Here is a 22,002-nt window from a genome sequence, read left to right on the forward strand (position 1 = left end):
GCCGCCATCAACAGTGAAACCACTACAAGAGAAAGCAGCAAAGACACCATGAACACAAACCAGACGACACACAACAAAACGACCGATCTGGCGAATATATTTCTACTTGCCACTATTTAGTTCCTTATAAAAGTCAGACGCCTTTCCAGTCACACCATACAGATACATACCCAGAGCGCTCCCGAAAGGCAAAGTCTTACCAAAAACAGGCACGACGAAATTATTATCAAATTTTTCCACTGTCACACCGAATAGCGACTTGGTGTTCTTTAGTCCGTCCGACGATATTCTCAAAGGTACTTTTACGAACCCCGACCCTGCACTGAAGAACAGATCCGCACCGCTGTATGCAGCAGATCCATACTCACCTCCAAAGTATGAAAATGCGTCCTTTACAGGATTATATCGGAAGGGCTCATCACCAAAGATGTGGTTATAAAAACCGCTACTGCCTTCTACAGCGTTACCTGCTCCAATCGTCGCCATAGGCCCTCCAAAGGCGCAACCTGCAACAGTGGCGCACAGACTGAAACCCGATACCACGGTTCCCACCCCGAGACCCGCCTGAAGAGCATCGGCTCCCAGAGGAAAGGCATCACGCGTTGCAAAATCCGAGACTGAATCAAAATAAGTATAGTCAAACAAACCCCTGTCACGCTGTGCATCAGCCCAGGTCAACTCATTGCTGAGCCCGGCCATATCAGCCTCCGTGAGGTAATTTGCACGATACTCGGCACTCCCCCTTTCATACTGGGCCCAGCACCGGATCATGTAGCAAGTCGCTTTATCGAGGTTTTCCTTTTTGAAGTCGCCCTTACTGGCCTCTTCTTCCTTGGCATGCTCTTCCTCCTCATGCCCTTGACGATTGAACGCCGTTGCGTATTTGGCAATGTCCGCCCCAAGCTGTACATCACCTCCGACGGCAGTCGCCGCCAGAATACCGGTCAATTGAGAAGCCATTAGTTCAAGTTGCTTGTCGCCCTTGGTCATTCCATCAAGAATTCCACTCAACGCTTCATTGGCGCCTGCTGCTGCCGCACCCGTTTTGAAATCTCCCCCAGTGATTTGAGCCAGCAACCCTCCCATCAGTGTATGGGCCAGTACTTTTTCGAAACTGCCTGTTGGATATTTCACGTAATCGCCGACAAAGTTGAACCCGGTTGCCATGGCGACGTTATTGGCTTGCGATGCAATCGCTGTCATCAGGTTTTGACCAAGGCTACCGCCATTGATGAGGGTGCTTACTCCGGCCTGTGTCGCGCTTTGGGCCAAAGAATACTTGATGTAGTCACCAATGCCGCTCAACTTTCCGAGATCGAATCCTTTCGTGATTCCTGCTGTGGGATTGGTCGATGCACCAAACGCCTCATCCAGATACCCGGAAGTGATGCCCGCTGTCAGGGCGGATGTAGCGTAGCCCTTCAGACTCTGGGTACTGGTGACATCTTTTACGACCGCGCCCAGATTGCCTTTATTGTTGATGGCGCTCACCGTCGCCGAGCCGGCCATCGAGGTCATTACGCTGGTTGCCATAACGTTCCCCCAGCCCGCTGCCATGGTCGCCGATCCCGCAGCCATTGCCGAGCCCGAGCCAGCTGTCGCACCCGCCATTGTGCCCGCCAGACCACTTGCCGCTCCGGCGGTCAATACGGTCATGACGATAATGATTGCCAGCATCGCGCCCTGACCCAGGCTCGAATTGCTGTATTTGAACGATTCGTGGGTTTCCTTGATCAGTTGCCAGTCCACGTCACCCCGTTGCTCGGCATCCTTGAGCCACGCAAGTTTCGGATCCGCCTTGACCATCGCATCAATGGCTTCGCTTACGGTTTGCTGGTTGACCTGTCTGACATCGATTTTCAGCCCGTCAACCGCATGGATTGCCAGCTTTCCTGCGGCCGTCATCTGGGTCTGTTTCAACGTCTCATCGGTGCTGCCTTTACCCGACATGGACGTCCAGGCCTGACTGGAACTGCTCTTCTCGTGGCTTTCCTGATGCAGATCCTTCACACCTTCGAACGTGACTGAGCCGCCACTGTTGATCGTGAGATCGCCACCACTTTGCAGATTCGCAGCCTGGTAACGCTGATCCCCACCGCTTGCCAAAACCATGTTGGAGCCAGACGTGATTTCACTACCGATATGAGTGACCTGAGTCACCTCATCGCGCTTGGTTTGTTTGGACCCGAATGAGCCTTTCTTCTTCTTGTCATACAACGAGTAGTCAGTGTCCTGCGCGGCAAGAATGTCCAGTCGGTCTCCGGCAACCAAGTACGCCTCGTCACCGGCGCTGATGCGACTGGAGATCACCGCCATGTCATCACCTGCACTCATTGCAACACTGCCACCAGCCTTGATATCGCTCATGACCTGGCTGACGTGATCTTCCTGCTTTGTAAGTTTCTTGCTCTTCGACAGGGAGTGCTCCTCATCTGCGGCCGAACTGATCGTCAAGTCACCGGTCGCGGCCATCGCGACATTGCGTTCAGCGTCAATCTTGCTGGCAACGACTGTTATGTCGCGGCCGGAGCGCATGGATACATCGCGACCCGAGTCCAGTTCCGAACCCAACTGAGTGACATTGCTGCTGTTGTGCCGACTGTCGTAATAGACGCTGTTCGCCACCTGCGCTGACGTCACGTTGATGTCGCGAGCTGCGTTGAACGTCATGTCCCGGCCACTCTGCATGACTGCGCCTTTAACATTGATGTCCTGGCCTGCCATTACCGTCAGATCATTGGCCGCTTCAATTCTTGCTGCGCTGTCGGCGAAGTCATGACTTTGAGAGGCGAGGCGGGTGTTATTGGTCTGGGTCGTAATGGTTCGCTCGTTAAGTACGTCTCCACGAATCGCTGTCACGTTTACATCCCGCCCGGTGATGATGCCGCCGGATTTGTTGACGACATCATTGCCCGCCAGAACATCCAGGCGATTTCCCGCCTCAATCACTCCGCTGTTGACAACGTCGTTACCGGCGATAGCCATCAAATCATTCGTCGCCTTCAACGTCCCGACGTTATCCAGATTCCCGCCGGCAATCAGCGTCACGTCCTTACCGGAAATCAACGCACCGGTCGGGCCGAGACGGCCGTTGGCCTGGGCCAGGTACAGCACCGGCACCAGCACTTTTTCACCGTTCACTTCGTGCTCTTCGAGCCAGACGATATCGTGGGTCAGCGCCGCCACCTGTTCGGCAGTGAGGCCCACGCCCATCGACAGGTTGAGGGCGTCCTTGCTGGCGATGGCGTTGTCCATCAGGTAGCGGAACATGTCCTCGTTGTTGCTTCGGCCATCGATGAAGGCCTGGCCGGTGCGCGCGGTCACGGCTTGCTGCACCAGACGCTGCTCGAAGAGTCCGTCACCGAGACGCTTGGCGCTCTGGTCCGGGTCGTAACCGAGTTTGCCGAGCAGGTAGTCCGAACTCATGAAGGACTTGAGATCGGTCAGCGCCGGGTTGGTTTCGATCAGGTATTTGTGGCCGTTCGCCGGGGCCTTGGTGTCTGGCAGGCCCGTCACGCGGGTGACCGGGCGACTGTCGATCGACTCCCGGGCGTCATTGCCACGTCCGCCCCTGCCGGGACCGGCCGGATTCACCGGAACGTTCACATCCAGCGTGCTGGCGACCGCTTTGACCATGGTCGGGTCGCGTCGAAAGGTATCGACGGCGCGCGTGCTGTCAGAGACCGGTGCAGGAGCATCGACCAGCAAATTGCGCGGACCGCCGCTGGTGCCTGCGACCAGATGCTGCTCGGCCTTGACCGACTCGCCGGTCATTGTCCAGGTGGGCGATGGACCTGTAGCGACTACAGGAGAAAGGTCACTGCCCCCCTGGGTGCTCAGACGGAAAAGACCTTTGTCGCCTACCGGCAAGGAGAAGCCCGGCAAGGTCAGTGGATTGACCTGCTGCTGGGCCAGCTCCGGTGGCAACTGGCTGTTGATCCTGATGACCGCTATGCCGGTGTTGCCAACCCGAGTGTCTGCGACTTTGTTGGTACCGCCAGTAGCGCCGTAATCCTGGTGGATGACGCTGTTCTCCACGTCCTTGACGGCGGTGATCGAAACGTTGCCACCGGCCTGAATGACAGCATTGCGGCTTGTACCTGTGCTCGCTGCACCTGTGCTGTCAACAGCGACTTCAGTGACGGACTCAGGTTTGTACTGAGTCAACTGAGCGGGCAGTTCGACCAGATTATTCTTGTCATAAAGAGATGGCGTTGTGGATTCAAAGCCATAGTTCAAACCAGGCAGTGCGATGTTATAGCCACGTAACGCACTGACCGTTGCGCCTGTCTCACTGTCCTTGAGACCCACCACGTTGTACCACTCGCCGTCCCGGTTCCCTTCTCTGACACGACCGGATGTCGGAATGGCTTTACGGATAGCACCCGCCGGATCGATGTAATACACATACGGGAAATCAGGATTGTTGCGCTGGTTGTAAGGCATTACGACGCTTTCGAAAAACCGTGGAGTATCGCCCGCTCCCATGGTCAGGACGTAAGTGCTTGTACGTTCGATGGTGCCGCTCTTGGCACCAATGTTTTTGAGGCTGTCGGCCGTGATGCTGATATTGCCGCCGGCAGCCACGGTGCTTTTGCTGTTAAGAAAAGTCCCGCCCTGGAAAACGAAGTCCTTGCCTACATTCAATACGGCAGAGGCGCTGGTATCAGTGTCAGTACTTTGATAAAGCTCATGAGCCGAAAGCGTGAAAACGAATGTCCCGCCGCGGCAGTCGTTGCAAATATTGGCAATGTAGCCAGAGACCAGTTTGCGGTCACCCGACATCACTGGGCCTTCGGAGCGGTTTTCGAAGACATCGGCATTCATCGTGAACGCGCCACCGCTCTCCATGGAACCGGAGATGTTGTAGACGCCTGCCGCCCTCGCTGCACCGCCGTAACCACCGACAACAACATTACCCAGACCGTAGAAATCACCATGCTGGTTGGTCAGATTGCCAACACTGAGCGTCATGTCCTTGCCGCTGAAGATCAACCCGCGGTCATTGAGCAATGAAGGGGTGTTGATGTTCAGGTTCTGCGCCGCACCCAACGTGCCGTAGTTGGCGACACTGCCGGCGTTCACGGTCAGATCTTCACTGGAGGTGATGCGGCCCGAGTTGACGAGCGATCCACCGGTACTGATCGTCGACGATCCGCCAGCGGCGATGCTGCCGGCACCACCGATGTTGACTTGCGCTGCACTCAGGTTGAGACCACGCTGACTCGACATACGCCCGTTGCCGCCATAGGCGCCGGTCAGTTGCATATGAATCAGGCCATCACTGGCGAGCAGTCCGTCGTTGGTCCAGTTGCCCCCACGTATCTGCAGAAGATCGGAGGCCAGCAGCTTGCCGCTGGCGCTCTGGCTGAACTGGCGGACGTTCACGTTCAATCGCCCGGCCTGAATCACGCTGGAGTTGTTCCAGGTGTCGGCCGTCAAATCCAGAAGGCCGCCGGTGGTAATGCTGCCGCCGGCACCGATCACGTTGGTCGTGGAGAGATCGAACTTGCCGCGACCGACGTGGTTGAGCTGCCCGCCACCGTTGAGGAAGCTGCCGACGGCCAGGGTCATGTCGGTGTTCGCGGTTTCCAGCACGCCATTGCGGTTATCCAGCAGGCCGCCGATCTGGAATTCGGTCTTGCCAGAGGTGCCCAGCGAACGCAGTCGGCCACTCTGGTTATTGACGCTGGCCGCTTTGACGGTCAGTCGGGTGTTGCTTTCAATGACACCCGCGCCGTTAATCAGCGCACCACTCAAGCCAAAATCGATGCGCTCGGCGGCGATCTGCCCGGCACCGTTGTCCAGACTCGTGCCGCTTACGCCAACCAGCCCTTTGGCGTAGATCACGCCATTACGGTTATCGAATGCAGCGGTGGTGATGTTCGCGTCGGCGCCTTGCGCCGAGATGCGCCCGCCATTGTTGTTCAGGCCGGCCAGTGCCGACAGTTTCAGGCCCTGAGCCTGAATGACGCCGCCCTGGCGATTGTTGTTCAGGTCGAAGCCATTGCGCAGGACACCGACGGTACGTGCCTCGAGGGCACCCTTGATGCTGGACAGAATCCCGCCGCGGTTATCGATGCTGGCCGCACCGACCGTCACGTCGCCTTCCTGAGCGATGATTTTTCCGCTCTGGTTATCGAGATCGCCAGTAACGTCGAGCGTCAGGCCGGTCTGGCTCTGGATCGAACCTTTGCCGTTGGCCAGGCTCGCCGCCTTGAGTTGCAGGCTGCCGGTCTGGCTGTAGATCAAGCCGTCGGCATCGTTGCGCACGGCGGCGCTGGCGGTGATCAACAAGCCATCCTTGGCCGCAATGGTGCCTTTGCTACCGTTGTCCAGCGAGCCGGTCAGCAGTTGCAGCGAACCTTGACTGGCGAGCTGGCCGTTGCGGTTGCTCAGATCGCTGACGCCTTTGATCACGACCGGACCGGTGCCCGCCAGTTTGCCGGCGTTGTTGTTCAGCTGTCCCGACAGGTTCAGGTTGATCGCGCCGTTGGCCGCGAATTTGCCCCCGCTGTTATCCAGGCTCGTAGCGTTGGCAGTGAGCGCCTGGAGCGCGTTGATAGAACCACCGACGTTGGTCAGTGCAGTGCTGGTGATGTCCAGTGCGGCGCCACTGTCGATCAGGCCGCCCTGATTGTTGTTGAGTGCGCCTTTGAGCGTGAGGGTCTGCCCTGCCGCACTGCTGAGGATGCCTTTGTCGCTGTTGTCGAGGCTGCCGGCATTGACGGTCAGACTGCCTTGCGAAACCAGAGCGCCGTTACCGCTGTTGAGCAGAGCGCCCTTGAGATCGACCGACACGTCACCGTTGCGGCTTGAGAGCGTGCCGTTGGCGCGGTTGTCCAGACTGTCACCACTGACGTTCAACTGCTGCCAGCCCGAGAGCAAGCCATTCTGGTTGGTCAGGGTGGTGCCGCTGAGCTTCAGTTTCTCGCCGCTGATGATCTTGCCGGCATTGTTGTTCAACGCCCGGGCAATGACGTCGAAACCCAGGCTGCTGGAGATTTCACCGCCCTGGTTGTTCAGGTCGCGCAGGCGCTTGAGGGTCAACGGCCCCTTGGCCGTCAACAAACCATTGGTGTTGTCGAGGTCGCCATTGGCCAGATCCACGGTAACGGCTTTGTCGCCCAGCAGGCGCCCGCCGTTCTGGGTCAGGGAGGTCAAGGTCAGGTCGATGTCGCCGCCGGCAGAGACTTCGCCGCCATCGCTGGAGTCCAGCGCTGTCGCCGTCAGGGACAGACTGCCCTGGCTGTTGATCAAGCCTTTGTCGCGGTTGTTCAGGGCCATGGCATTGAGCGTGACGCCGCCGATGCCCTGCAAAACACCGCCCTGGTTGTTCAGGTCGGCGCTGCGAATACGCAACGCTTGCGCCGCACTCACCAGGCCGTCGCTGTCGTTGCGCAGCAGGCCATCGACAGTCAGGTCAAGATCACCGCGGCTGACCAGACTGCCGCCACTGCTGTTCAGACTGCCGGCACGGGCATCGATCGATGCCGCACCGATCATGCCTTTGACGTTGTCCAGTGCCTGGGCGATGCGCAGCGTCAGGCTCTGGGTGCTCAGCAATTTGCCATTGCTGTTGTCCAGATTTTGCGCCGCCACGGTAAAGGCTTCACCGCTGGAAATTTCTCCGCCCTGGTTGTTCACGCCATTGAGCTGCTTGAGCAGCAACGTACCGGGGGCATTGATCAAGCCATTCTGGTTATTGAGCTGGCCATTGTTCATGTCCAGGCTCAGGCGAGTGTTGCTGAAAAGCTTGCCGCCCTGTTGCTCAAGCCCTGTGACCGACGCCGTCAAAGCGCCCTGGCTACCAATCTGCCCGCCATCGCGGTTGGTGACCTTTCCCGCGACAAGGTTCAGGGTGTCGGCGCTGCTGAGCTTGCCGGTGCTGTTGTCGAAGTCGCCTGTGGTGACGCTGGCCGCGCCCTTGGCGCTGAGTGTGCCTGCCTGACGGTTGTCGAGGCGGGTGCTGCCGAGCACCAGCGCCCCATCGGTGACCACCGCCCCGCCCTGGTTATCAACGCTGCCGCGACTCTCGATTGTCAGGTCCGCAGCGCTGGAAAGGCTGCCCTTGATGTTGGTCAGTTGCGAGGTTTTGACCGTCAGGGCGCTTTCGCTGCTGACCTTGCCCTGGCTGTTGTCGAATGCACCGCTCAGCGTCAGAGCCATGGCCTGCTGACTGAGCAACTCGCCACCACTGTTGTCCAGTGAATCGCCGTGCAGGTCGAGCGAAGTGCTGGCACTGATCAGGCCCTTGTTGCGGTTGATCAGTTGCTCAACGGTCAGCGTCAACGACTGGCCGGTGAAGATTTTGCCGGCGTCACTGTTGTCGAGTTTTTTGCCGGTCACCTGCAGATCGCTATTGGTGCTGATTTCACCGCCGCGGTTATCCACGTCGTCGACGTTCAAGGTCATCGCCTTGGTCGAGCCGAGCAGTCCGCCCTGACGGTTGTCGAGCAGGTCGGCATCGATTTTGAGGACGCCGGTGGCGATCAACTGGCCGTCCTGGTTATCGAGCTTTTTCGCCTGTACGGTGGCATCCGACTTGCCGGCGATGCTGCCGCCACGGTTGTCCAGCGTCTGCGCCGTCAGTTCGAGTTTGCCGTCGGCAATCACCGTACCGAGCTGGTTATCCAGGGTGTTGTCGGTCGTCAGCGTCAGTGGGCCACGGCTGCTGATCAAGCCTTCATTGTTGTCGAGGCTGGCGCTGTGACTGTCCAGCGATGCCCCGGAAATAACGCCTTTGGCGTTGTTCAGCGCCTGCGCAATGCGTACGGTCAAGCCTTGCTGACTCAGCAGTTTACCGTTGCTGTTGTCCAGGTCATGGGCGGTCAGTGCGAAGGCTTGCTGGCTGGAGATTTCGCCGCCCTGGTTGTTCACGCCATTGAGTTGCTTGAGCAGCAATTCGCCGGGCGCATTGATCAAACCGTTCTGGTTGTTCAACTGGCCGTTGTTCAAATCAAGACTCAGGCTGGTCTTGCTGAACAGTTCACCGCCCTGCTGATCGAGGCCGGTGACCGACATGGTCATGGCTTGCTGACTGGCGATGCGGCCTGCAGCGTTGTTCACCTGCCCCGCCGTGAAGTCCAGCGTTCCACCGCTGATCAGGCGCCCGCCCTGACTGTTGTCGACATCGCCGCTGTCGATCCGGCTGTTGTCCTTGCCGGAGATCAGACCGCTGTGACTGTTGTCGAGACTGGCGCTCTTGAGTTTCAGAGTGCTGTCGGTGCTGATGGAGCCACCCTGATTGAGCAGCGCGCCAAGACTGGTCAACGCCAGGGCGCCGGCGCTGGTCAGGTTGCCGGCATTGTTATCGACACGGCCGGCATTGATGGTCAACGTGCCTTCGCTGCTGATGAGCCCCTGGCCGTTGAGCAGTGCATCGTCCAGTGTGATGACCAGGCCCTTCAAGCTATCGAACGAGCCACCGGTGTTATCCAGCGTGCTGCCGGTCAGTTTCGTCGCACCACTGGCGACGATCATGCCTTTGCTCTGGTTGATCAACCGGGCAACCGCCAGTTCCAGATCGCTGGCTGCGAGAACCTTGCCACCGTCGCTGTTGTCCAGCCGCTGGCCCTTGATGTTGAGCAACAGGCTGCCAGATAGCTCGCCCGCCCGGTTATCGATGTCATCGACCGCGAGAGTCAGCGCTTTTTTTGTGCCGATCAGCCCGCCGTTACGGTTGTCGAGTGTGGTGCCGGTCAGGCTCAGGTTGCCCTGTGCGACCAGTGCGCCGCCCTGCTGTTGCAGCAGGCCTATGGTCGCGGTCAAGTCGCCCTGGCTGGAGATCCGCCCTTTGGCGTTCTGCACCTCGCCAGCCTTGATACCCACCGGGCCGACAGCACTGACCAGGCCACTGCTGTTGTCCAGGCGCGTGCCTGCGTATGTGATGCCAGCCTTGCCGATGATCAGACCGTTGTCGCGGTTATCCAGTCGATCGACGTTCAGCGTCAGTTGCCCGTCGCCTTGCAGCGCGCCGCCACGGTTGTCTGCCGAATCACTGCGCAGTGCCAGCGTTCCTTTGCCGATGACTTTGCCGTCACGGTTGTCGAGATGACCGGCCTGCGCGTCAATGGCGCCCTTGGCAGTGATTTCGCCCTTGTTGCGGTTGTCGAGCAGACCGCTGACCCGCACCACAAGACCGCCATCGCTGACCACGACCCCGGCGTCGCGGTTATCGAGACTACCGGCCTTGAGATCGAGAGCAACGCCGGAACCGAGCATGCCGTCGCGATTGTCCAGCGCGGCACTGAGATCAATGTTAAGCCCCAGATCACCCAGGATTTGGCCGCCGAGGTTGTTGACGGAGGTTCCGCTGAGTCGAGTGATACCGGAACTCGAAACCTGGCCGTTGCTGTTGTTCAACTGACCGATCGTGGCCGTCAGGTTACCCTTTGCGTCGATCAAACCTTGGCTGTTGAGCACTTGACTGGCGGTCACGTTCAGCGCGCCTTTGCTCAGCACACGCCCGTCATTCTGGTTGTCCAGTGTCCCTGCAACGATGCTTGCGATCTGCGCAGCGCTCAGCGTGCCGCCCTGGTTACTCAGCACCTGCGCGGCATTCACCGCCAGATTGCGGCTGGCCACCAGGCTCTTGCCACGGTTGTCGATGTTTTGCGCGCTCAGGCTCAGATCACCATTGGCATTGCGACTGCCATCAGCATTGACCCCGGCTTCAATGGCCCCGGCGTTGGTCAACTGACCGCCCGCACTGAGGCTGATGCTGTCCCGCGCCGCGAGAGTCTGTCGGTTGGTCAGATCGCCCTGAGTCTGTACGTTCAGCGAGGTGCCGGCGTAGACCGCCGAGCGGGTCTCCAGGCTGGCGGCCTTGACGTTGACCGCGCCGGTGGCCGAGGTTTCGGCCAGGCTGAGCTGGCCGTTGGCGTCGAGCTGGATGTCACCGCCGCTGGCGATCAGTTTGCCGTCGAGTTTCACCCCGACCCCGGCTTCGGTGCCGACCAGTTTGATCGCACCGGCGTACATCCCGCCCAGCGCCGAAGAGTCAATGGCCAGTTGCGGTTTGGCGCTGCCGTCGTCAGCGCGGGCGGTGGCGTTGAGGTTGTCGGCGTTGACGTCATTGCGCCCGGCAACGATGGTCAGGTTTTTCGCCTGGATCTCGGCGTTGATCTTCGCGCTGCGGGTGATGATTTCGAAGCGGTCGACATTGGTTGCATTAAGCCCGGCACCTTCGATGGCGACGCTGCCCTGATCGACCTGAAAACGGTCGAGGCGACCGCTGCCATCCAGCACCGGTTTGCCGGTGGTAAGGGTGACGCGGGGCGTGTTGATGAAACCGCAACCGTTGCAACTGATGCCGTAAGGGTTGGCGACGATCACCCGCGCCGACTGCCCCGCCACTTCGGTGTAACCGCGCAACTGGCTCGGGCTGCCACCGATGACTTCGTTGAGGATCGCCTGCGCCGATCCGCTGTTCTTCAGGTGCGGGTTGTCGATGACATACCCGCCCAATTGGGTGGACGAAGCCTGGTTCGAGCCGTTGTTGAGGATGACGCCCTGCGCGCTGACGTTGTACTCATGGAACTGGTTGTGCGACAGACCGCTGCCATTGGGCGTGGCGATGTTGATGATCTGCACCCCATTGCCGGCGCGATCGAGAGTGGTGCCAGGGTTGGCCACCACGATGCCGTCGGCCTGGGCCCACATCGGCTGCCAGAACATGACGTTGGCCAGCAAAAACGCCAGTCCGCGCTTGGGCATACCGCAGAACTGATCACGGCTTTTTACGGCGGCAGATGGCAGGCGAGCGAGAAAGGAGAACTGACGAACGTCCATGTAAAGGTCTCAATGCACAGGCAGGATGGGCGATTTGAAGGCAGGCGCGACGATCCCGACGGGGTTGCGGATGGCGCCCGTCAGAGCAAAATCGGATAGGGAGAAAGTTGCGCAAGGCGATCAAGCGTTGCCCGGACGATCACGGCAAAAGCCATGAACGCCTGTTCGTTCCCTCGTAGCGGCACACTGATATCAAATTAATGGCGCGATATTAGATGGCCACTATTTTGGCGTCAATTATTGGATGCGACGACCCGGCGTTGCCGACGAACGGTCATCATGCCGTCAAATACCCTTCAACTGACGTCCCCGGGCAGGGTCAGCGCCTCCTGGCGCAATAATCTGTAAACTCTCCCCTCTTTCGCCGCCCCTCTCATCCCGGTGGCCATCACCTCTTTATATTGCGGAGTCAGCCTTGCGTCTGTTTCACACCTCCGACTGGCACCTTGGGCAGAACCTGCACGGCCAGGAACGCGATTTCGAGCACGCCTGTTTTCTCGAGTGGCTGCTGCGCCAATTGAAGCTGGCGCAGCCGGACGTGCTGCTGATTGCCGGCGACATCTTCGACACGGTCAATCCACCGGTCAAAGCCCAGGAACGCCTCTACGATTTCATCGTCAGCGCCCACGAACAGCAGCCGTTGCTGACCATCGTGATGATCGCCGGCAACCACGATTCCGGTTCGCGGATCGAACTGCCCGCGCCGTTGATGCGGCGTTTGCGCACCCATGCGCTGGGCCGGGTGTTGTGGCTGGATGACGGACAACTGGATGCGGAGCGTCTGTTGTTGCCGCTGCCGAATGCGTCCGGCGAGATCGCCGCGTGGTGCCTGGCGCTGCCGTTCCTGCGGCCTGCCGAAGTGACCGGCGCGCATCTGGGCGACAACTATCTGCGCGGCATCGGTCAAGTGCACGAATGGCTGATCGAAGCGGCGAACGCAAAGCGCCAACCAGGCCAGGCACTAGTCGCCATCAGCCACGCGCACATGGCCGGTGGTTCGGTGTCGGAGGACTCCGAGCGCAGCCTGATCATCGGCAACGCCGAAGCCCTGCCCGCCAGCCTGTTCGGGCCGAGCATCAGCTACGTCGCGCTAGGTCATTTGCACAAGCCGCAGAAGGTCAACGGCGAAGAACGGATTCGCTACAGCGGCTCGCCGATCCCGTTGTCGTTCTCGGAAATCGCCTATCAACATCAGATTCTCGACATCGTGCTCGACGGCGAAACCCTGGTCAGCGTCGAGCCAAAACTGATCCCTCGCGCGGTCAATCTGCAACGCCTCGGCCCTGCGCCGCTGGCGGAAATCCTGCTGCAACTGGCGGACCTGCCGAACATCGACCTGCTGGCCGAAACCCAGCGCCAGCCGTGGCTGGAAGTGCGGGTGCGCCTCGACGAACCGCAGCCGGATCTGCGCCATCAGGTCGAAAGCGCCCTGCAAGGCAAGGCTGTGCGACTGGTGCGAATTGCCGCCGAATACGCCGGCAACCGGGGCGCTGACGGCGCCGAGGACGGCAGCGCGCTGATCGAACTGGACCAGCTCACGCCGCAGGAATTGTTCAGCCGCGCCTGGCTCGACAACTACGGCAGCGAGGTCGATGAGCAAACCCTCAAGGACTTCGCCGAGCTGCTGCAAGACGTCCAGATGGAGGGCGAGCAGACATGAAGATTCTCGCCATTCGCTTGAAAAACCTCGCGTCGCTGGCCGGCCCGTTCGAGATCGACTTCACCGCCGAACCGCTGGCCAGCGCCGGCCTGTTCGCGATCACCGGCCCGACCGGCGCCGGTAAAAGTACCCTGCTCGACGCCTTGTGCCTGGCGCTATTCGGCGCCGTGCCGCGTCTGAACAACACCGGGCGTGACGCCAAGGTGCCGGACGCCGACGGCGAAATCGCCACTGGCGACCCGCGCACCCTGCTGCGTCGCGGCACGGGTGAAGGTTTTGCCGAGGTGGATTTTGTCGGCGTCGATGGCCGTCGCTATCGCGCGCGCTGGGAAGCCAACCGCGCTCGGGAAAAGGCCGGCGGCAAGTTGCAGGCCAGCCGTCAGAGCCTGCGCGACATCGATCAGGATCAACTGCTCGCCAGCCAGAAAGGCGAGTACAAGACTCAGCTTGAAGCCGCGCTGGGCCTGAACTTCGAACAATTCACCCGCGCCGTGCTGCTGGCCCAGAGCGAATTCAGTGCGTTCCTCAAAGCCGACGATAACGACCGCAGCGAACTGCTGGAAAAACTCACCGATACCGCGCTCTACACCCGCCTCGGCCGCCGCGCATTCGACAAGACCAAGGAGGCCCGCGAAGCCCACAAGCAGTTGCAGGATCAGGCTACCGGCGTGACCCCGCTGGCCCCCGAGGCTCGCGCAGAACTCGACGAGCGCTTCAATGCCGCCCAGCAACAACTCAAGTTGCAGCAGGCGCAGCTCAAACAAATCGAGCAGCAGCATGACTGGCTCAAGGAACTGCTGCGGCTGCAAGACTCGCAACAGGCCGCCGCCGAACAACTGCGCAGCGCCGACCACGAACGGGAGTCGCTGGCCGGTGAGCGTCTGAAGCTCACCCGCCTCGAACAACTTGCCCCGCAACGGCACCAGTTCGCCCGCAAAACCGAACTTGATACCCAGCTGACGCCGCTGGCCGCACAGATCCACGCGCACACCCAGCAACAAGGCGAACTGGCTGAGCGCCAGACTCGACTGGAACAGGATCTCGCCGCAGCGCAGATTGCCCTGACCCAGGCGCAAACGCAGCAGAGCGAAGGCGCGCCGCTGTTGCGTCAGGCGTTCGAGGAGCAAAGCACCCTCGCCCGCCTCGCCAAGGATGTCGCAACCGGCACCGAAGCGAAGCAAGCCGCTGAGCAAGCCTGCGCCCAGGGCCAGGGCACAATCCAGACCCTGCTCGATCAGCAGAAACAGGTCGCCGAACGCTTGCAACGTATCGCCGCCGATCTCGAGCAAAGCGCTCACTTGGCACCGTTGAGCGAAGCGTGGAATGCCTATCGCGACCGCTTGCAGCAACTGATGCTGATCGGCAATCGATTGAACAAGGGCCAAAGCGAACTCGCTTCCCTCGAAGAAAACGCCACTCGCGCCAGCGAAGCGCTCGCCACGCAGAAGCAACAGCTGGAAGTATTGTTCAAGGAGGCTGGTGCCGAACCGGACGCGGTCGCCGAACAGATCGGCATCCTCGGCACTCTGTTGCAGGACAACCGCAAGCAACTGCGCGCCATTGAAGACCTGACGCGCCTGTGGGCCAGTCAGCAGGAGCTGGACAAACGCAGTGCCGAACTGCAACAGCGTCAGCTCGATGCGCAACAGGAGCGCGAGCGCCTGACCCAGGACGGGGTGAAAACCAAGTCCGAGCTGACTGTCGCCGAACAGACCCTCAACGTCACCCGTGAATTGCTCGAACGTCAGCGTCTGGCCCGCAGTGCCAGTGTCGAAGAGTTGCGCGCGCAGTTGCAAGACGACCAGCCGTGCCCGGTTTGTGGCAGCAACGAGCATCCGTATCACCAGCCGGAAGCCCTGCTCCAAAGCCTGGGTCGTCACGACGAAAGCGAGCAGGCCAGCGCGCAGCAAGTGGTCGATCAGTTGAAAGAAAAACTGACCGAGCTACGTGCCAGCGTCGGTGGCGTGATTGCCCAACAGAAAGAGTTGCTGCAACAGCAGGAACAACTGGCTGCTCAGCAACAATCGCTGACGCCGAGCATCGAGGCGCATCCGCTGGCTGCGTCGTTGCTGAATCAGGACAGTGACAAGCGCGCCGCGTGGCTGACTCGCCAGAACGATCAACTGAACCAGAGCATCACCCAGGACGAACAGCGCCAGACCGCCCTGCTCACGTTGCAACGGGATGCGGCGCGGCTGACCCAGCAATTGCGTCAGGCCGAGACGGCGCACCAGCAAGCGTCGCAGCACCTGAGCAATCAGCAGCGCGAGCTGAGTGCTGATCGCCAGCGTCTGGATGAAGAACTGGCGGCCTTCGCCACACTGCTGCCGAGCGACACCCTCGAAGCCCTGCGCGCCGAACCGGCCGCGACCTTCATGCAGCTTGACCGGCAGATTGCCGAACGTCTGGCGCAAGTCGATCAGCAAAAGGAAGAAATGGCCGAGCAGCAACAACGCCAGCAGACGCTTGAGAAAGAACAGGATCGCCAACAGGGCCGTGCGCAGCAGCTGCAAAACGCTGAACAGCAGCTCAACGCGCTGACCGGGCAACAACAGGCAAGCCAAGAAAAGCTTGGGCAATTGCTGGGCGATCACACCTGCGCCGAGCATTGGCAGCAGCAACTGGAACAGGCGGTAGAACAGGCGCGCCACGCCGAATCCACGACGACTCAGGCGCTGCAGGACGCGCGTACGCAGCTCGTGCAAATCGCCGCCGAACTGAAAGCGCAGCAAGAGCGTCTGCAAGCGCTGGAAAGCGAAGACCGCGATCTGGCCGGCAAGATTGCCGACTGGCGCGCACGCCATCCGGAGCTGGATGACGGTGGCCTCGAAGACCTGCTGCGGGTCGATGACGCGCAAGTCGATGAACTGCGCCAGCGCTTGCAGCGCAACGAAAAAGCCGTTGAACAGGCCAAGGTGTTGTTGCAGGAACGCGATCAGCGCCTGCGCGATCATCAGGCCCAGCACAACGGCAATCTGGATGCCGAACAACTCGCCAGCGCCCTCGCCGACCTGCAAAACCAGTGCACGGCCAGCGAACAGCAATGCGCCGAACTGCGCGCCGAGCAGGCCGAAGACCAGCGGCGCCAGAACGCCAATCAGGCGCTCGCGCAGCAGATCGCCGACGCCTATGCCGAGTATCAGCGCTGGGCGCGGCTCAATGCGCTGATCGGCTCGGCCACCGGCGACACCTTCCGCAAGATCGCCCAGGCCTACAACCTCGACCTGCTGGTGCATCACGCCAACGTGCAGCTGCGGCAACTGGTCAAGCGCTATCGCCTCAAGCGTGGCGGCAGCATGCTCGGCCTGCTGGTGATGGACACCGAAATGGGCGACGAACTGCGCTCGGTGCATTCGCTGTCCGGCGGCGAAACCTTCCTGGTGTCGCTGGCCCTCGCCCTGGGCCTGGCCTCGATGGCGTCGAGCACGTTGAAGATCGAATCGCTGTTCATCGACGAAGGTTTTGGCAGCCTCGACCCCGAATCCCTGCAACTGGCCATGGACGCCCTCGACGGCTTGCAGGCTCAGGGCCGCAAGGTCGCGGTGATTTCCCACGTGCAGGAAATGCACGAGCGGATCCCGGTGCAGATTCAGGTACAGCGCCAGGGCAACGGTTTGAGCACACTGGAGGTGAAATGAACACGCTGTATTCCTTCCGCCGCTGCCCGTACGCGATGCGGGCGCGGATGGCCCTGCGTTATTCGGGTGTGCCGGTGGAGATCGTTGAAGTCAGCCTGAAAGCCAAACCGGCCCAGATGCTGGCGATCTCGCCCAAGGGCACGGTGCCGGTGCTGGATGCGGACGGTCAGGTGATCGATGAAAGTCTGGAGATCATGCGCTGGGCGCTGGCGCAGAACGATCCGGATGAGTGGTTGCTGGGGGGCGATTCAAGGATCGCCAAGTTGATCGAAGCCAACGATCAAGTGTTCAAGGTTCACTTGAATCGCTACAAGTACGCCGAGCGTTATCCGGAACAGCCGATGGAGGTTTATCGGGCGGAAGGTGCTCTGTTCTTGCAGAAACTGGATGAGTTGCTCGAGGGTCGCGAATACTTGCTGACCAATCATCCGAGCCTGGCCGATATCGCGCTGTTGCCGTTCGTTCGCCAGTTCGCTCACGTGGATCGTGACTGGTTTGCGCAGACGCCTTACGTGCGGTTGCAGACCTGGTTGCAGCGGTTTCTGGAGTCGGAGCTGTTCACCGGCATCATGAAAAAGTAGGCGCGTTACGCCAGCACTTCACACATGCCGATGGCCGAGCAATCCACTTCGAACGGACCGAGAAATCCGCTGGGGGTTTTCACCGGCGGATTGCCGGCCAGCAGCCCCAGCGCATTGGCCCGTTCGATGTTATGCGCGATGTTGTGGTTGGCCTCTATGGCCCGGGCCAGTCCACCGACCGAGCCCTGACCGAATCCCAAAAGCGAAGCGCCGTTGGTCATGAACGCCAGCCCGGCGATGACCCAGAGTCTGTAGCCTTTCATGCTCCGCCGACTCCCGCGAGTTCAGCTGAATCCACCGTCGCGTTTTGCGAGCGGAGTTCGAACTGGATGCCGGGATGTGCAACGTCGATTGGTGCTTCGAAGCTGTGTTGCGACTGCGACGCCAGACTGACAAACAGCACCATGACCAGGTACAGACCGATGGCCACGTAGGCGCCGCGTTTGGCGGAAGTGATGATTGAACTGGCCATGATGTGTGCTCCGTGGACAATGTTTCGAGGTCCACAGAATCGATCAAAAAAGCCGGGGTAACCACTCAGGGTTTTCCATAGTAACCATCAGCTTCGTTGATTATTTAGCCGGTCTATCTCGCCGTTTGAAAATAGCTATCGTCGGTCGTTGCGCAGGCAAAAAACTGCCCAAGGCTGCGATCTTTTGATTTTGCTTTTTGAGAAACAAGATCAAAGGATCGCAGCCTTGGGCAGTTCCAGGGCGTGACGGAAATTTCAGTGTTGAGCTTTGTGATCCAGCGCGGCGTAGAAGTTGGCGCTTTGTTGCAGGTATTTCTCGGTGTAGCTCTGGGTGTGGGATTTTTTGTCGCTGATTTCAACGTTGGCACTGGCTGGCAGAGCCACGGTGGCGGAGATGGCGGAAGCGGCGATGATCGAGAAGAGATTGAAGTTCATGGCGGTAACCCTCGTGTTCAGTTGGCTTGCTTGCCCGGTTGGGCCGTGAAGCAAACTTAACGCTCGAGGGTCGATCGCTTGAAATGCTTTGCAACATTACCTGTTATCAGCAGGATTAATACATAGCTTCAGGCCCCGCAGACCGGGGCCTGCGGCTTATTGACGCACGAGAAACTTCAGATCGCTAGGGGCGTCCATCGGCAGTTTTTGCACGGTTTTGCCCAGCAAACCGGTCTTGCCGTCGCGCTCGACCACGACAATCTGGTTACTCTTCTGGTTGGCGATCAGCAGGAATTTGCCGCTTGGATCGAGGCTGAACTCACGCGGGTGATCGCCTTCCACCGAACGTCGTTGCAGTTCCTTGAGCTGGCCACTGGCCGGGTCGATGGCGAACACCAGCAGCTGATTGGCGGTGCCACGGTTGCTGACGTAAAGGAATTTGCCGTCGGCGGACGCGTGCAGCGCGGCGGCGGCTTTGTCCGACGTCGGCTGGCCGGCAGCCAGATCGACCAGTTGCGTCTGGGTCAGGACGCCGCCCTTGTAATCGAACACTGCGACCTGAGCACTCATTTCCATGGTCAGCCAGGCATGTTTGCCGTCAGCGCTGAACAGCAGATGACGCGGGCCGCTGCCGGCTGGCAGTTGCACCGACGCGGTTTTCGCCGGGGTCAGCGGCAGTTCCGGGTTGGCTTTCGGGTCGAATTGGTAGATGAAGACCTTGTCCGCACCCAGGTCATTGGAGAACACGTAACGACCGTCCGGCGAGGACACCGTCGAGTGCACGTGGTTCGAGGCCTGACGCTCGGGATTGACCCGGCTTGCCGGGTGCGCGCTCATCTGCACCACCGGTTTGAGCTTGCCGTCGCTGCCGACCGGCAACACCGCGAGGGTGCCGCCCGGATCTTCAACCACCGAGTAGTTGCTGACGAACAAATGGCTGGCGTCGCCGCTGAGGCTCGAATGGGTCGGCTCGTTGCCCAGGCTCTGCACTTGATTGATCAGGGTCAGCGCGTGGGTCTTCGGATCGATGGAATAACTGCTGACGCGGCCGACCGGATCCTTCTGGCCAGGGCCGTTTTCGTTGACCACGAACACCCGGTGCTGATCCTTCGAAAGGGTCAGCCACGACGGGTTTTCGCTCTTGATCACTTGCAGCGGTTTGGCGGCGATCTGGCCGGTGGCGCTGTCGAAGTTCATCCGGTAGATGCCTTCGCTGGTGCCGGCGGTGTAGGAGCCCACCAAAAACTGGAAGCTCTCGGCCGAGGCACTGGAAAGGCCCATCGCGCCGACACTGCCGGCCATCAGCAATGGCCAGAATTTACGCATGTTCATTCAGTTTCATCCTCGTCGTCGGCACTGCTCAGTACGTCACCGAGGCACACCAGACGGTGTTCGCCAACGGTTTTGGTGTCGCTGGAAAAACCGACGATCAACCAGCTCTGCAGGTCTTCATCAAACGTCGCCGCCGCCACCTGAGCCGGGGTGAATTCCCAGTGCTTGGCTGTTCGGCCATCGATGCATTCGATGTGCAGGTTGTCGTCTTCGTCGAGGGCGAATTCGAAAGCGTGCAGGCCGTCGATTTCGACCATACCGCAGTGTTCGAGGGCGTTGAGAAGGGTGTCGGTTACGGCAGTCATGGCAATCATGTCTTTCAGGGGGAAAGGGCCAATGATAGCTCAAAGCCCCGCTCTTGATCGTTCCCACGCTCTGCGTGGGAATGCCTCAAGGGACGCTCCGCGTTCCAGCTCTCGAATGGGACGCAGAGCGTCCCGGGCTGCATTCCCACGCGGAGCGTGGGAACGATCAACGAAACGCAGCGTGGGAACGATCATGGCATGGGGCTTAGAGGGCTTCGCGCGATGGCTTGCCGTCGACCAGCCGCTGAATACGCAGCGGGTTGGCGTTTTTCAGCGGTTCCGGCAGCAGGCTATCGGGGTAATTCTGGAAGCACACCGGACGCAGGAATCGATCGATCGCCAGCGTCCCCACCGAGGTACCGCGAGCATCGGACGTCGCCGGATACGGACCGCCGTGAACCATCGAATCACAGACTTCGACACCGGTCGGATAACCATTGAGCAGGATCCGCCCGACCTTCTGTTCCAGCAACGGCGTCAGCTCCGGGAAGCGCTCGAAATCCGTCTGCTCGCCGATGATGGTCGCCGTCAGTTGCCCGTGCAGGCCCTGCAACGCCGCGCTCAACTGCGCCTTGTCGGCCACTTCGACAATCACTGTGGTCGGGCCGAACACCTCTTCCTGCAGCACTTCATCGCCATCGATCAGCAGGCGAACATCCGCTTTGAACAACTGCGGCTGCGCCTGATTGCCCTGTTGCGGATTGCCCGCCAGATGCTCGATGCCGGCGTGGGCCAGGAGTTTTTCCAGGCCTTTGCCGTAGCTGCCGAGGGTCCCGGCATTGAGCATGGTTTGCGCCGGTTGATCACCGATCAGCGCCGCGACTTGCTCAACGAATGCGGTGAACTGTGGCGAACGGATGCCGATCACCAGGCCCGGATTGGTACAGAACTGACCGCAGCCCTGCACCACCGAAGCGGTCAGATCGCGGGCGACGGTTTCCGATCGCACGGCCAGGGCCTCGGGCAGCACGATGACCGGGTTGATGCTCGACATCTCGGCGAACACCGGGATCGGCTGAGGCCGCGCGGCGGCCATGTCGCACAGCGCCCGTCCGCCCCGCAGCGAACCGGTGAAACCTACCGCCTGAATGGCCGGATGTTTGACCAGCCATTCACCGACGCCACCACCGTAGATCATGTTGAACACACCGGCCGGCATCGTGGTTTTTTCTGCTGCACGGATCAGCGCATCGGCAACCAGTTCAGCGGTGGCCATGTGACCGCTGTGGGCCTTGAACACCACCGGGCAACCGGCCGCCAGCGCCGATGCGGTATCGCCGCCGGCGGTGGAGAATGCCAGCGGAAAATTGCTTGCACCGAACACCGCCACTGGGCCGAGGCCGATGCGGTATTGGCGCAGATCCGGACGTGGCAGCGGCTGACGATCCGGCAACGGCAGGTCGATGCGCGCACCGTAGAAATCACCGCGTCGCAGGACTTTGGCGAACAAGCGCATCTGGCCGCTGGTGCGCCCTCTTTCACCTTGAATCCGCCCGGCCGGCAGTGCGGTTTCGCGACAGACCACGGCGACGAAATCATCGCCCAGCGCATCCAGCTCATCGGCAATCGCATCGAGAAACTGCGCGCGGCGTTCGGCGCTGAGGCTGCGATACGCCGGATACGCCGCCGCAGCGGCTTTGGCGGCAGCGTCCACTTCCGCTTCCGTGGCCTGAATGAAATCGTGGGGCAGTGCTTCGCCCGTGGTGGCGTCGACGCTCTGCAGCTTGACGTTGCCCGCCGCGCTGCGACGACCGCCGATGTAGTTGTGACCGAGAATCTGAGTCAT

The 22,002-nt window shown here is 60.3% G+C and carries 10 protein-coding genes; 3 read left to right on the forward strand and 7 right to left on the reverse strand.

Annotated elements, in window-relative coordinates:
* Window positions 1-102: 102 nt before the first annotated feature.
* Window positions 103-11,793 carry a filamentous hemagglutinin N-terminal domain-containing protein gene (locus tag ABFB52_RS16795; RefSeq protein WP_346836086.1) on the reverse strand — a complete coding sequence of 3,897 codons (11,691 nt, stop codon included), beginning with the start codon at window positions 11,791-11,793 and terminating at the stop codon, window positions 103-105.
* A 415-nt stretch (window positions 11,794-12,208) separates the two neighbouring features.
* Here ABFB52_RS16795 and ABFB52_RS16800 point away from each other — a divergent pair, with 415 nt between their 5' ends.
* The 3 genes from ABFB52_RS16800 to ABFB52_RS16810 are packed head-to-tail and all read left to right on the forward strand — an operon-like array spanning window position 12,209 to window position 17,672.
* Window positions 12,209-13,453: an exonuclease SbcCD subunit D C-terminal domain-containing protein gene (locus tag ABFB52_RS16800; RefSeq protein WP_129974212.1), complete on the forward strand. Its 1,245-nt coding sequence runs from the start codon at window positions 12,209-12,211 to the stop codon at window positions 13,451-13,453.
* A complete protein-coding gene (locus ABFB52_RS16805; RefSeq protein ID WP_129974213.1) occupies window positions 13,450-17,091 on the forward strand; it encodes an SbcC/MukB-like Walker B domain-containing protein in 3,642 nt (1,213 codons plus the stop codon). The genes ABFB52_RS16800 and ABFB52_RS16805 overlap by 4 nt, the downstream gene beginning before the upstream one ends.
* On the forward strand, window positions 17,088-17,672 hold the full coding sequence (locus ABFB52_RS16810) for a glutathione S-transferase (RefSeq protein ID WP_085746243.1): 585 nt from the start codon (window positions 17,088-17,090) through the stop codon (window positions 17,670-17,672). The genes ABFB52_RS16805 and ABFB52_RS16810 overlap by 4 nt, the downstream gene beginning before the upstream one ends.
* 5 nt (window positions 17,673-17,677) lie before the next feature.
* On the opposite strand, the gene ABFB52_RS16815 is transcribed toward ABFB52_RS16810, so the two are convergent.
* The 6 genes from ABFB52_RS16815 to ABFB52_RS16840 form a co-directional block, all read right to left on the reverse strand.
* Entirely contained in the window at window positions 17,678-17,935 is a 258-nt protein-coding gene (locus ABFB52_RS16815; protein WP_085746242.1) for a hypothetical protein, read from the reverse strand.
* Window positions 17,932-18,144, reverse strand: coding sequence for a hypothetical protein (locus tag ABFB52_RS16820; RefSeq protein WP_085746241.1), 213 nt, complete (start codon window positions 18,142-18,144; stop codon window positions 17,932-17,934). The genes ABFB52_RS16815 and ABFB52_RS16820 overlap by 4 nt, the downstream gene beginning before the upstream one ends.
* Window positions 18,145-18,399: 255 nt before the next feature.
* Window positions 18,400-18,579, reverse strand: coding sequence for a hypothetical protein (locus ABFB52_RS16825; RefSeq protein WP_129974214.1), 180 nt, complete (start codon window positions 18,577-18,579; stop codon window positions 18,400-18,402).
* 156 nt (window positions 18,580-18,735) lie between these two features.
* A complete protein-coding gene (locus tag ABFB52_RS16830; protein ID WP_129974215.1) occupies window positions 18,736-19,911 on the reverse strand; it encodes a lactonase family protein in 1,176 nt (391 codons plus the stop codon).
* Window positions 19,908-20,216, reverse strand: a complete 309-nt coding sequence (locus ABFB52_RS16835) for a DUF5629 family protein (RefSeq protein WP_085746274.1) — start codon at window positions 20,214-20,216, stop codon at window positions 19,908-19,910. Before ABFB52_RS16835 ends, ABFB52_RS16830 begins: the two co-directional genes overlap by 4 nt.
* 205 nt (window positions 20,217-20,421) lie before the next feature.
* The gene (locus tag ABFB52_RS16840) at window positions 20,422-22,002 is read right to left on the reverse strand and encodes an aldehyde dehydrogenase (NADP(+)) (protein WP_129974216.1); all 1,581 of its coding nucleotides are present in this window, start codon (window positions 22,000-22,002) and stop codon (window positions 20,422-20,424) included.

This window comes from Pseudomonas sp. 9.2(2024) (assembly GCF_039695385.1).
GTDB classification, from domain to species: domain Bacteria; phylum Pseudomonadota; class Gammaproteobacteria; order Pseudomonadales; family Pseudomonadaceae; genus Aquipseudomonas; species Aquipseudomonas paraglycinae.